The sequence below is a fragment of the Collinsella sp. AM20-15AC genome (assembly GCF_003471405.1).
In the GTDB taxonomy this organism is placed as follows: Bacteria; Actinomycetota; Coriobacteriia; order Coriobacteriales; family Coriobacteriaceae; genus Collinsella.
The window spans coordinates 57,745-69,560 of record NZ_QRJA01000009.1 but is presented as its reverse complement, the minus strand read 5'-3'; the positions used below and the strand labels follow the sequence as shown (position 1 = coordinate 69,560).

At 60.7% G+C, this 11,816-nt stretch carries 11 protein-coding genes; 4 read left to right on the top strand and 7 right to left on the bottom strand.

Annotated features, from left to right (window positions below; genetic code table 11):
• Positions 1-160 precede the first annotated feature (160 nt).
• From DW233_RS04540 to purH, 4 genes are all read right to left on the bottom strand, one after another.
• The gene (locus DW233_RS04540; RefSeq protein ID WP_118237182.1) at positions 161-1,204 is read right to left on the bottom strand and encodes a sensor histidine kinase; all 1,044 of its coding nucleotides are present in this window, start codon (positions 1,202-1,204) and stop codon (positions 161-163) included.
• Positions 1,205-1,213: 9 nt separating this feature from the next.
• Positions 1,214-1,885, bottom strand: a complete 672-nt coding sequence (locus DW233_RS04535; protein WP_118266936.1) for a response regulator transcription factor — start codon at positions 1,883-1,885, stop codon at positions 1,214-1,216.
• 179 nt (positions 1,886-2,064) lie between these two features.
• Positions 2,065-2,796, bottom strand: coding sequence for a hypothetical protein (locus tag DW233_RS04530; protein WP_117759752.1), 732 nt, complete (start codon positions 2,794-2,796; stop codon positions 2,065-2,067).
• Positions 2,797-3,046: 250 nt separating this feature from the next.
• Positions 3,047-4,654, bottom strand: coding sequence for a bifunctional phosphoribosylaminoimidazolecarboxamide formyltransferase/IMP cyclohydrolase (gene purH / locus DW233_RS04525; RefSeq protein WP_118266935.1), 1,608 nt, complete (start codon positions 4,652-4,654; stop codon positions 3,047-3,049).
• Between the two features lie 277 nt (positions 4,655-4,931).
• Here purH and DW233_RS04520 point away from each other — a divergent pair, with 277 nt between their 5' ends.
• Positions 4,932-5,573, top strand: coding sequence for a GNAT family N-acetyltransferase (locus tag DW233_RS04520; protein ID WP_118266933.1), 642 nt, complete (start codon positions 4,932-4,934; stop codon positions 5,571-5,573).
• Positions 5,574-6,025: 452 nt separating this feature from the next.
• Here the strand turns inward: DW233_RS04520 and DW233_RS10215 are convergent, their stop codons facing one another.
• Positions 6,026-7,972 (bottom strand): DUF2207 domain-containing protein, encoded by a 1,947-nt coding sequence (locus DW233_RS10215; RefSeq protein ID WP_158567803.1) that lies wholly within the window; start codon positions 7,970-7,972, stop codon positions 6,026-6,028.
• 395 nt (positions 7,973-8,367) lie between these two features.
• On the opposite strand from DW233_RS10215, the gene gluQRS reads away from it, so the two are divergent.
• The 3 genes from gluQRS to DW233_RS04500 all read left to right on the top strand — a co-directional run bounded on the left by gluQRS (position 8,368) and on the right by DW233_RS04500 (position 10,327).
• Positions 8,368-9,486, top strand: a complete 1,119-nt coding sequence (gluQRS, locus tag DW233_RS04510) for a tRNA glutamyl-Q(34) synthetase GluQRS (RefSeq protein WP_255413628.1) — start codon at positions 8,368-8,370, stop codon at positions 9,484-9,486.
• Positions 9,487-9,590: 104 nt separating this feature from the next.
• Positions 9,591-9,857: a DUF1778 domain-containing protein gene (locus DW233_RS04505; protein ID WP_089572439.1), complete on the top strand. Its 267-nt coding sequence runs from the start codon at positions 9,591-9,593 to the stop codon at positions 9,855-9,857.
• Entirely contained in the window at positions 9,854-10,327 is a 474-nt protein-coding gene (locus DW233_RS04500; RefSeq protein ID WP_089572440.1) for a GNAT family N-acetyltransferase, read from the top strand. The genes DW233_RS04505 and DW233_RS04500 overlap by 4 nt, the downstream gene beginning before the upstream one ends.
• Positions 10,328-10,450: 123 nt before the next feature.
• Here DW233_RS04500 and DW233_RS04495 read toward each other — a convergent pair whose 3' ends face one another.
• Positions 10,451-11,176 (bottom strand): metallophosphoesterase, encoded by a 726-nt coding sequence (locus DW233_RS04495; RefSeq protein WP_118266932.1) that lies wholly within the window; start codon positions 11,174-11,176, stop codon positions 10,451-10,453.
• Complete coding sequence (locus DW233_RS04490; protein ID WP_117766411.1) at positions 11,173-11,811, bottom strand: metallophosphoesterase; 639 nt, start codon at positions 11,809-11,811, stop codon at positions 11,173-11,175. Before DW233_RS04490 ends, DW233_RS04495 begins: the two co-directional genes overlap by 4 nt.
• Positions 11,812-11,816: the final 5 nt, after the last annotated feature.

The window sequence follows — 11,816 nt, the reverse complement described above, 5'->3', positions numbered from 1 at the left end:
GCCCCGTTTGGGGCGGCACGTTTTGTTTGGGCTGCACGTTTTTGTTTTGGGAGATCCATTTGAGCCTCATAGTTATGTTCACGTTCGGGAACATAACGCCAGTTGCCTTAGCTAAGTTCACGTTCGGGAACATAGCCGTCCGCAGCGCAAGACGGCCCGGCTACTCAAAGTATTGGAACTTGTTCGTTGAGAAGGCAAACGTAACGACAAAGCCTTCGCCGGGGTCGGATGCCGCGGTGACATCGATGCCCATCTTGGAGCACAGGCGCGCCACCAGATAGAGGCCGATGCCTGTTGCGCGCTTGGTGGTGCGGCCGTTGTCGCCGGTAAAACCCTTCTCGAACACGCGCGGCAGGTCGGCCGCGCTCACGCCGCAGCCGTTGTCCGCGACGGTAAGCTCGATGCGTTCGCTCGCCAGGCCCTCGTCCAGCAACGCGCCCGAAAACACGATCTTTGCGCCGTCCTCGCGCGCATATTTGATGCTGTTCTGAATAAGCTGGCCTAAGATGAACTCCAGCCATTTCTCGTCGGTAAAGACCTCGAAGTCGAGGTTCTCGCACACCGGAGCCACGTGCGCCGCGATAAGCTCGCGCGCGTTGGCTTTAATCGCGCCCGTCACCAAGGTCTTGAGATCCCAACGGCGAATCAGGTAGTCGCGCTCCACGACTTCCGAGCGCGCATAGTACAGCGCCTGGTCGATATAGCGCTCAACGCGAGCCAGCTCGCGACCCAGGTCATCCACACGCGACAGGTCGTCTTCGCTGCCGTCCAGGTTTTCCAAAATCAGGTGGGCCGCCGCCAGGGGCAGCTTGGCCTCGTGGACCCAGCTCTCGATATAGTCGCGATAGTCATCGGTCTGACGTCGGCCTTCGGCAACCTCGTCGCAGGCAGCTTTGCCCACCCGGCGCAAGACCTCGTATTCGAGCTCGCCCTCGGCATAGGTCGGGCATTGCACCATCTCCTGCACCCATGCGGGACTCTCGAGCTCCTCTGCCGCGCGCTCCAACTGACGCAGAAAACGGCGACGGCGAGCGTACTCGATCACGATGCCGAGCATACCGAAGATAAAGGACACGCCAACCGCCACGACCACGATAGAAACGGGTGCGCCGGCGACCGTCAGCACAAAGCAGCTCAGCAGCACGCCGCACGTCCACACGGCGACGGGAAGCAGCGCATCTTTAAAGAACTTGCCAAACGACATAGCCGGCCCCTAGACCGAATAGCCTTGGCCGCGATGCGTCGTCAAATACCCCTTGATGCCGATTTTTTCGAGCGTGGTGCGCAGGCGGTTGATGTTGACGGTGAGCGTATTGTCGTCCACGAAGGCGTCGGAGTCCCACAGGTCCTGCATGATGGCCGAGCGCGAAACGATCTTGCCCGCGCGGCTCAGAAGCAGCGAGAGGATACGCAGCTCGTTTTTGGTGAGCTCGGTGCTAGTGCCGGTTTGCGTGTTGATGACCATGGAGCGGGCGAGGTCGAGCTCCAATCCCTTGTGGACGAGCGTGCTGCGCTCGCCTGCCGCCGCGGTGCGACGCAGCAGTGCGTTGATGCGCGCCACGAGCACGCGCGCGCTATAGGGCTTGGGAACAAAGTCGTCCGCGCCGAGCGTCATGGACATGACCTCGTCGATCTCGGTCGTGCGCGACGTGAGGACGATGATGGGGACCTCGGATTCGCGACGGACTTCGTGGCAGATGTGCTGGCCGTCTTTGACGGGAAGCGTCAGGTCGAGCAGCACCAAGTCGGGCGCGGCGGCGAGAATATCGCGCGAGACATGCTCGAACGACTCGCAGGCCTCGACCTCAAAACCGGCACGGGCAAGGATATCGGCAAGCTCGCGACGAATGGGCTCGTCGTCCTCAACGATATAGATTAGCGCCATGGATTCCGCTCCCCTCTTGATTGTCTTGCCACCATTATGGCTGCGAAACTGCAGGTGCGCGCCACGCACGTCGCCAAGGTGACAGAACTGTTCGCGAGCGGGGGCGTTTTGTCCGCCTCGCACTCGCAGCGGTGGCGGGAACCAAAATGATTCTTTAATCCCCGTCCCAGAATAATCATTTAGCGGCGGGCGCGAAGCTTTTCGTAGCCGTCGGCAAAGAAGGCGACCGTCGCGGCATCAGACTCGGCGGCGTCGGCGTCGGTGGCAGGCACCACGCCGTGCTCGTCGCTTACCAGGAACAAGGCGCCCTTGAGCTGTGCGGGAATGTCCACGCGCGTGACCGGGATGCCCTTGGTCTGGGCCAGCTGCTCTATGAGCGTCGCCGTGCCACACAGGCACTCGTCCGCCGGCGCCACAAAGGCCAGCTCGCCGTTGTTGACGGCAGCGAGCAGCTCGGGCGCCACGCCGGTTTCGTCGGCCTCGGAGCGGGCCTCGGCGGAGCGGGCACGCAGCGCCTTGGCCGAAGTATCGGCCAGCGGCTCGTACTCACCCACCGTCATGGCGGCATTGCCGTTAACGTCGATCACCAGCATGAGCACGCCGTCGTGCGCGGTGTAATCGCCCTCGGCAAGCGACCACTCAACGTGCTGCTTGGCCCAGCTGAGCATGTTATGGGTAAGCGGCTCGCCCTGCACCAAGCGCTCGGACAGCGCGCGAATGTGACGGTTGAGCATGGGCACCTTTTTGTTGGACATGCGCCAACGGCAGATAAGCGCGGGCTTGTCGAGCGTAAACTTCTCGACCGCCTCCTGATTGGCGCAAAAGTCCTCGTACGCACGCTGGTCCTCGGCATTGCCAAACAGCTCTGCATCATCAATCTGGGGCATGGTCATACCTTTCGTGTTAGTCATTCCGTCCTCTTATACCAAAAAGACGGCCCTCCAAACGGAGCGGCCGTCTTTTGCAGAGATAATTTTAGAAGCGAGGCGGTCCAAGGGACGAGATAACATCCCATCCTCCCCAGTCAACCTAACAGGTCGGCGAGGGTTGCCCAGGTGCCGCAGATTGCCGTGAAAGAGGAGCGACGCGTACTTGGGTACGCGGGCGACGAATGAGCGGCAAGGTGCGGTGGTTGGGCAAGCCGCAGCGCCACCTCCCTACTTAATGGCGGAAGTGGCGCGCACCCGTGAAAACCATCGCAATATTGTGCTCGTTGCAGGCCTGGATGCTCTCGTCATCGCGCTTGGAGCCGCCGGGCTGGATGATGCAGGTCACGCCGTGTGCGGCAAGCACGTCGACGTTGTCGCGGAACGGGAAGAACGCGTCGCTTGCGCAGGCAAAGCCGCCCTTCTCCACGCCCTCGCGCTCGCAGAAGTCCTCGGCGCGCTCGCAGGCAAGCAGCGCAGAGTCAACGCGGTTGGGCTGACCGGGGCCCATGCCAATGCCGGCCTTGCCCTTGGAGACCAGGATGGCGTTGGACTTGACGCCCTTGCAGACCTTCCAGGCAAACTCGAGCTCGGCCATCTCAGCGTCGGTGGGCTTGCGATCGGTGGGGAACGTAAAGGTCGCGGGATCCTCGGTCACGTGGTCGACCTCCTGCACCAGCATGCCGCCGTCGATGGAGCGCAGCTCCACCTGGGCACCGTGGTCCACGCCGCCGGTAGCCAGCACGCGCAGGTTGGGGCGCTTGACCATGCGCTCGAGCGCCTCATCGGTGTAGCTCGGGGCGATGATGACCTCGACGAACTGCTTGTTCTGGTCGGCGAAGTGCTCAACCAGCTCAAAGGGAACCTCGCGGTTGCAGGCGATGATGCCGCCGAAGGCGCTCTTGGGATCGCAGGCAAAAGCGCGGTCGTAGGCGGACGTGATGTCCTCGGCAACGGCGGAACCGCAGGGGTTCTGATGCTTGAGGATCACGCAGGCCGGCTCGTCGAACTCGCGGACCAGGTTCCAAGCGGCGTCGGCGTCCAGATAGTTGTTGTAGCTGAGCGGCTTGCCCTGGATCTGCTCGGAGCCCACGAGCGGGAACTGAGAGCTCGCGGTGTTCTCGCAGCCCTCGGCAAAGCGATAGACCGTGGCCTTCTGCTGCGGGTTCTCGCCATAGCGCAGGTCGTCGACCTTTTCCAGCGAGATCTCGAGCTTGGCAGAGGTGTCCGCCACGTCGCTTGCCTGGGCGGCAAGCCAACGGGAGATAGCCGTGTCGTAGGCGGCGGTGGTCTGGTAGACCTTCACCTGCAGGCGACGACGGGTGGAAAGCGTGGTGCAGCCACCGGTCTCGCGCATCTCGGCCAGGACGGCATCATAGTCGGCCGGGTCGGAGATGACGGTAACGCTCGCGGCGTTCTTGGCGGCAGAGCGCAACATGGAGGGGCCACCGATGTCGATGTGCTCGATGGCATCCGCAAAGGTGACCTCGGGGTTGGCGACGGTCTTCTCGAACTCGTACAGGTTGACGACGACCAAGTCGATCAGCTTAATGCCGTGCTGAGCGGCCTCCTGCATGTGCTGCTCGGAATCGCGGCGGGCCAGCAGCGCGCCGTGAACCTTGGGGTGCAGGGTCTTAACGCGGCCGTCCATCATCTCGGGATAGCCCGTGAACTCCTCGATGGGGGTTACGGGAACGCCCGCGTCCTCGATGGCACGAGCCGTGCCGCCCGTAGAGATGATCTCGACGCCAAAGTCATCGACCAGCGTCCGTGCGAAATCGACGACACCCGTCTTATCGGTAACCGAGATCAACGCGCGTGCGATCTTCACATCAGATCCCATGCAGTCCTCCTGTCTGGTACGCCGCCGTGCTCTGTGAGTCGGTGATACGTCGATCTGCAGCGCTCGCGCAGCGGCATTGAAAATACTGATTCAATGTAGCGCATCGAGCGCGACGTTGCACCCCGCAACGAGCGCATGTGCAGAAAAAGTTTGCGAGCGGAGGGGATGGGCACGGCACCGGGCACGGTGAGTTCATGGAACACAGGGGCACCATAATTAGATGCCAATAGCGTGGTAGAACTGTGCTCGATATGCATCCGCAAAAGAAAGAGGCACCATGGTCTCGCGGGTTCTCTACCGACCGTTTGATACCGAAGACTTCGACGCCGTCGCGCTGATTCTGCAGCAGCTTTGGCATAACAATTCGGATAACGATGAGTACAACCGCCTCGAGGCCGCATGCGACCTCGCCTATTGCCTTTCGTCCTCGACGTTTTCGCAGGTTGCGGTAATTGACGGCGAGGCGCGCGGCATTGCGCTTGCACGCGCAGGACAGAGCCCCGGCGTCACTATCAACGAGCATTGGATGGATACCGAACGCGCGCTGCTTTCGCAGATGCGCGAACTGGAGCCTGATGCCTGCGCCGAGTATCTCTCGTTTGTGCGTGCAACCATCCGAACCAACAACCGCCTGCTCGAGAGCAGCCCGTTGCTGCACGACAACGAAGTCACGCTGCTCGCCGTCGATCCCGATGTCCACGGCCTGGGCGTTGGCTCGGTTTTGCTCGATGCCGCGGTCTCGTACCTGTCCTCGCGCGGGGCGACAAGGGCACACTTGTACACCGACTCTAACTGCTCGTGGAAGTTCTACGAGCTGCACGGCTTTAAGCGCACGGCCACGCACCGCGCCAACCGCGAAGAGCGCCGCCACGACATGCCGCGCGAAAGCTTCCTCTACGAACTCGATCTAACAGCCTAGCCCAAGCAGCCACACCTAGTCATTTAAGAACGTCCCCAATGACTGATCCCCAACAACTAGTCATTTAAGTCTGTCCCCAATGAGTGGCCTAGGGGGTTTGTAGATAGCCGTGGTCAAAATACATCAAATATGAGTACTGTTACCTTTTTAGTAGCAGCGATTCGGGGCATTTTTGATGCTTATAGGCATGACGACCAGCTGCACGAGCTGACGTAACTCCCCAAATGTTCAATAAAATGGGCTCCTAACGAGGAGTACTCTCATTAGGAGCCCATTATTATGTGCAAACATATGTGACAAACGCAGCAACAGTACTCATATTTGGTATTTTTTGTCCACTGCCCCTTGTGCGAAGGTCCTCAGCGGAAAGTTTGACCCGTTTCGATGCACAAAAATGGGATGAATCTTCCCTGGCAACCGCCCAGAAAGATCCACCCCAAAGCAAGCGCTCGCTAGAACGTTCCGCCGCCGCCTCCGCCGACGCCGCCACCGCCGCCACCGGAAAAGCCGCCGCCGCTGCCGCCGCTCGAACTATCGGAACTCGAAGCCAGCTCGCGGATGGTCTCGTGGTACACATCGTTGAACGAATCGAGCGGGGACTCGTTGCCGTAGTGATGGTAATACCACCAGTAGCAGGGGTAGTTGTCGTAGAAATCGTCGCTGTTGCGCAGGTCCGCAGGCACGGCCTCGGCCAGCTGTCGCAGCACTTCTTTCGAAACGCCCAGGGCAACGCCCATCACCAGCAGTTTGTTCCACAAGATCAGGTCGCTGGGGACGGCCTCCTTCAGACGCGTAAAGTCCTCGAGCCAATGCTTGAGCGCCTTGCAGCGAGCCGCCACCTCGGCGCCCTCCGGCGTGTAGCGGCGGAAGGTGCAGCTCAGGACAAAGCCCACGATCGTGACGGGGATCGAGATCATAGCGGCACCGACGTTGGCGTCCGCAAAGTCGGTATAGATCAGAGAGCCCAGAATGCCAAAGACGATGATGATGCCGAGAACCAAGCCGGCAACCAGGGCGATGGTGCCGTCCGAGGCGATAAGCTCGCGCGTCTCCAGCTTGCCCTTAACCGTGCTTTGATAGTCCTCGAGCTTGTTGCCAACAGATTCAGTACGCTCGCTGGCATACTCCTCCAGCTCGCTAAACGTGCGTGAACGGACGCCGTCTTTATCGGGCTTAACGCCGGCGAAGAAGACCTTGAGCACATCGCGATCGATGCCGTCCTTCTTGGCAGCCTTCCAGGCCTCGTCGGTCACTGTGATGCGATACGTCTGCTCCTCTTTTTCGCGACGGAGCAGACCCTTCTTCTTGGTCTCGGTCGCTTCTTCCAGCTTGATCACGCGGTCGTCGGTAAGCTTCATAAGCGTGGCGATATATGCCTGATCGGGCACCTCGTTCCAGCTCATGAGGGCCGAAAGCACGGCGGGATGGTCGGCCGAAGGCACATCGCGGAAATATTCGTCCTGGAAAAGCGGCTTGGGCTTGCGGCGGCGCAGCTTGAGCACAACGATTGTGCCGGTAAAGGCCACCGCCGCGACAACACTTAGCACGGCAAGCGCATTGGCAATCATGCGAGCGTGAGCGCGGCGAGCGTTGGCCTCGTCGGCCCATTCCTTCTCTTCGCTCAGAATCGTCGACATGCGCTTTTCGCCCGAGACGGCAAGCTGCGGCACCCAGTCGCTGGGGAAGGCGATGCGTGCCTCGGCGAATTCGCCCTCATGCACGCAGGGAATGGTATAGGTGACCATGGGCTCGTCCGCATCGAGCGACACGTCGCCCGTCAGCGGGCCGTGGCCCCATGCGCGGAAGTTATCGCCCTTGACGGCAGCCGTCCCGGCAGCGGCATTTGCAAAGTAGACTTCCATCTCGACGTCATCGGAGTCCGCAGACCAGCCGTCACCCACAAATTTCCAGTAGAGCTCGGCGGTATCGGCCCAGTTCATAACCGCACCGGTCATGGAATAACTCACGTAGTAGATTGCGCTGTCGCCGCTCTCGTGAGGGCTGAACACCTTAATCTTTACGCCGTCGTCGGACTGCTCCACCGTGTAAACGCCGTCGTCGCCTTTATTTGCGCTGTCGACCTTGTTAAACGCAGTGTCGTCTTCCTCGACGCTCAGCACATTGACGACCACCGAGCCGCCTTGCTGGTTAGAGCCTGTATTGATATCCCAATACACGCCGTTAATGTCATCGTCGAAATCGAACTGGCGTCCCTCGACAACGGTCAGCGAGCCATCGGCCTCAACCGTGGCACCGATATAGGTTTGGCTCATGGAGTAGCCGTCGGCGTGCGCGACGGCAGGCAGCAGCAACAACGCAAGCGCGACGAGTGCGCAGACGGAAGCGAACCGCGCAAACAGGCGGCGCTGCCGACAGGGCTGGGCAACGGGGGCGTTCATAGGCACATCCTTTGTCTGTGGTACCAGTAGCGTCATTGTCCCACGTTTGCGAGTTCATGTGACGAACATCTAGGTCAGCGGAGCGTCAAAACGGGACAAAAGTCACGCCCGCCGCCGGCACCTGGGGACGTTCCTTATCTGCCAGCAATCTGGGACACTCCTTGGCATAGCCCGCTCCGGCAATAGATACCACTTCATAGCTCCATCACAGGTGTAGCGGCTTTGTGTGGGCGCGGCATGCGCTGATTGAGCCGCCAGTTGAGGGGCATAAAGCAGTTGAGCGAAAACGGTTTGCCCCTTTGCCGTCCGCTTGAGGATCATGTCCCCCTTTTCCGCGGAAACCCCGGCAGTTGCGAAGAGCTGCCGGGGTTTCTGTCGTTTGAGGGCTAGATTGATTGACGACGATTAAGGCGCCGAGCCGGTGGTCCGGCACGCGCAACGTGTGGCCTCAGCAACTTGCAGGCCACGGCAGCGTCTCCCCCACCACGCCCCGCGCTATACTCGTCCGCATGGACATCAACGCACGCAACATAGCAACAACCGCCGCCGACGCGCCAACGACGCCGGCCGCTCCCGCGCCCGTCGTGGGGCGCTTCGCCCCGTCGCCCTCGGGCCGTATGCACCTGGGCAACGTGTTCAGCTGCCTGTGCGCATGGCTTTCGGCCCGCAGCCAGGGCGGCAGCATCGTGTTACGCATTGAGGACCTGGACGATCGCTGCAAGCGTCCCGAACTTGCCGCCCAATTGATTGACGACCTGGCCTGGCTGGGGCTGGAGTGGGACGAAGGCCCCTACTACCAGCACGACCGCCTAGACCTGTACGAGAGCGCCTTGCGCCGGCTGAAAGACGCCGGCCTCACCTATCCCTGCTTTTGCACGCGTGCCGAGCTCCACACCGCAAGCGCGCCGCACGCCAGCGACGGCACGCCCATCTACCGCGGTGCCTGCCGAGGCCTTTCTGCCGAGGAGGTGGCCCGCCGCAGCGCCCTGCGCGCCCCGGCCACACGTCTGCGCGTGCCCACCGTCGACGACCTCGCAGACGACGTGATCGAATTTGTGGATCGCACGTACGGCGCCCAATGCGAAGCACTCGCCACCGAGTGCGGCGACTTTTTGGTGCGCCGCAGCGACGGCGTGTTTGCCTATCAGCTGGCCGTGGTGGTCGACGACGCTGCCATGGGCGTCACCGAGGTCGTGCGCGGATGCGACCTGCTGGGGTCCACGCCGCGCCAGATCTATCTGCAGCACCTGTTGGGACTGCCCACGCCGCACTACGCACATATTCCGCTGCTCATGGCACCGGACGGCCGCCGCCTTTCCAAACGAGACCGCGATCTGGACCTGGGCGAACTCCGCGCCCGCTTTGGCACGCCCGAAGCGCTGCTGGGCTGGCTCGCCGGGCAAACGGGCATCGCGCCGGACACCACGCCGCGCTCTGCCGAGCGGCTGGTCGAGCACTTTAGCTGGGACGTCATCCGCGCGCACCGCGAGAACATCACCGTAATGGCCGAGTAGTCAAACGCCCTGCCCCCTTCACTACCCCCCCCCGACGAGTGCGTAATTCTGTATCTTGTTATGTACGGAATAGTTCCGTACAATGATGCAAAGGAGGTTTTACCATGCCAACGATTGAGAAACAGCGCCGTATGGATCTAAGGCTGACCGAGCGTCAACGCCTTACTTACGAGCGCGCCGCGGCCTTGCGCGGGCAAACTCTCACCCAATGGGCCACGGCTCACCTTGACGAGAGCTCCGCACGTGACATCGCCGAGGCGTCAACAACCTATCTTTCTCCTGATGGTTTTGATGCATTTTGCGAAATGCTCGACTCACCCATGCCCCAAGCCGCAAAAGCGTTGCTCGACCGTAAAGCGATTTGGGAATGAGCACGTTTACCAAGCCCGTTCAACTCCCCGTTGGTCAAGGCATCGAGGCTTTCCACTGCGGTAATACCCTTGTAGACGGATGGGCTAAAAACAGATCAGCCTCGGCGCGAAGAAGAGGGTCGGCGGTTATATACGCATCGTATTACGACGGCGCAGTCGCCGGGTTCTATACGCTATGTACGCACTCCGTAGCTCGCGAAAATGTTGACGGAGGATGGTTCGTTCGGAACTCCCCCTCCCAAGTTCCCGCAGTGTTGCTTGGAATGATGGGGGTTGATGAGAAATTCAAGGGGCTTGGTCTGGGAGCATCGTTGCTCAAAGATGCCATCGAAAACGCCTTGAAAATTTCTGCCCTAGCGGGAGCGCGAGCTTTGGTTGTCGATCCAGTAGATGATGAGGCGGCAGCGTTCTATGCGCATTTCGGCTTTGCAGCCCTACCCGGCACCAACCGAATGGCGTTGAAACTCTAGACCGCCAGCAGCATCTCCTCCAGCTCCCAGTATGCCTTAAGTTACCCTACAGATAATGACTATTGCCAAAATGTAGGGTAACTCTACCCAAGGCATCATACGAAGAGCTCGCTATGCCTGCCCCTACGCAACGTCCCAGGGCTGGAGCTCGCCGCCCAGGCGAACGATGCAGTCGTAGAGCACGGTATGGCGCTCGGCCGGGTTGGCATCCCGATGGAAATGCCCGTAATACCAGCACTTGTAATCCAAGCGGTCTTCCAGCTCATCGAAAAATGCCGTAAGCCGATCAACGGCGGGGTAATTCCAGCCGGGTGCCGGATAAAGCGTGGGCGAAAGCATGCGCGTAGAGCAGGTGTGGGTGACCACGTAGTCGACCTTCCAACCCACGCTGTCGAGCTTTGCCCGCGCCTCCTCAAAGTTGCGCTCGTCCGGCAGTTCCTGCGGCCACCAGCTGGAATAGGGAATGCGGTATTCTTTGTCCACGCTCGTGGCGCCGCCCATGGTAAAGATCGTTGAGCCGTCGAGCTCAAAAACCTCGCCGCGCGTCAGGCGCCGTATGGGGGAGGTATCCGACAGACGCTGCGTCAGCCCACCGTGCCACAGCTCCATGGGACGCTCCGCCCAGTGATCGAAACGCTCGTGGTTGCCGTCGACGAACAGCACGGTATAGGGGCGCGACTCCAGCCAAGCGATGTCGGCACATTCCTCGGCAGAGAAATCCCAGGGAAAGCCAAAGTCGCCCGCGATAATCAGATAGTCGTCGCTCGTCAGGCTATCCCCAAGGTCCCAATCGCGCAGCTTTTGCATGTCGAGGCCGCCATGAATATCGCCCGTCACATAGACTGTCATCGGATCACCACTTCCCTCTTATAGGTTTCGAGATCGTGCTCGACCTGCTCATCGCCCGTGGCGTTGACCCACCACGGCCACTTAACGCAACACGCCGGCTCGTCGACCTGCGCAAACCATGACTTGAGCTCCTCCAAGCTCACCGGAGCGTAGCCGCTGGCGTCCACGCCCACGTCATAGCGCAGCAGTCCCTGCCGAAGGTTGAACTTGTTGTACGCGCCGCCGCAGCTGTGGATATGTCCGTGCAGATGCCAGCCACCGTGCGACATGCCCTGCCAATCGACCATGGGATAGTGGCTCAGCACGATTTTTTGACGGTCGATCTTGAGCACGCAAATGGGCGGCTCGACGATAAAAGCATCCGCCACCGCAGGCTGCGTCCAGTCTTTGTCATGGTTGCCGGGCAGCAGATGGACGCGCTTGCATGCAATGCTTTTGCGCAGCTCGTAGGCATCTTGGACCGTCATCTTAAAGCTGAAGTCACCCAAAATGTAAAGCTCGTCATCCGCAGCGACCTTGCTATTAATGCTAGCGACCATGGCGTCGTTCATCTGCCCAACAGTCGACCAAGGCCTGTCGGCGAGCCGCAGCATGTTCTCGTGCCCAAAGTGGGTATCGCTGGTAAACCAGATCATGGGGA

What these genes read in the sequence shown, in the direction of transcription:
- DW233_RS04540 (WP_118237182.1), bottom strand. Translation starts at nt 1,204, where the DNA reads ATGTCGTTTGGCAAGTTCTTTAAAGATGCGCTGCTTCCCGTCGCCGTG.
- DW233_RS10215 (WP_158567803.1), bottom strand. Translation starts at nt 7,972, where the DNA reads ATGAACGCCCCCGTTGCCCAGCCCTGTCGGCAGCGCCGCCTGTTTGCG.
- DW233_RS04495 (WP_118266932.1), bottom strand. Translation starts at nt 11,176, where the DNA reads ATGACAGTCTATGTGACGGGCGATATTCATGGCGGCCTCGACATGCAA.
- DW233_RS04535 (WP_118266936.1), bottom strand. Translation starts at nt 1,885, where the DNA reads ATGGCGCTAATCTATATCGTTGAGGACGACGAGCCCATTCGTCGCGAG.
- purH (WP_118266935.1), bottom strand. Translation starts at nt 4,654, where the DNA reads ATGGGATCTGATGTGAAGATCGCACGCGCGTTGATCTCGGTTACCGAT.
- DW233_RS04500 (WP_089572440.1), top strand. Translation starts at nt 9,854, where the DNA reads ATGAGCACGTTTACCAAGCCCGTTCAACTCCCCGTTGGTCAAGGCATC.
- DW233_RS04520 (WP_118266933.1), top strand. Translation starts at nt 4,932, where the DNA reads ATGGTCTCGCGGGTTCTCTACCGACCGTTTGATACCGAAGACTTCGAC.
- DW233_RS04505 (WP_089572439.1), top strand. Translation starts at nt 9,591, where the DNA reads ATGCCAACGATTGAGAAACAGCGCCGTATGGATCTAAGGCTGACCGAG.
- DW233_RS04530 (WP_117759752.1), bottom strand. Translation starts at nt 2,796, where the DNA reads ATGACTAACACGAAAGGTATGACCATGCCCCAGATTGATGATGCAGAG.
- DW233_RS04490 (WP_117766411.1), bottom strand. Translation starts at nt 11,811, where the DNA reads ATGATCTGGTTTACCAGCGATACCCACTTTGGGCACGAGAACATGCTG.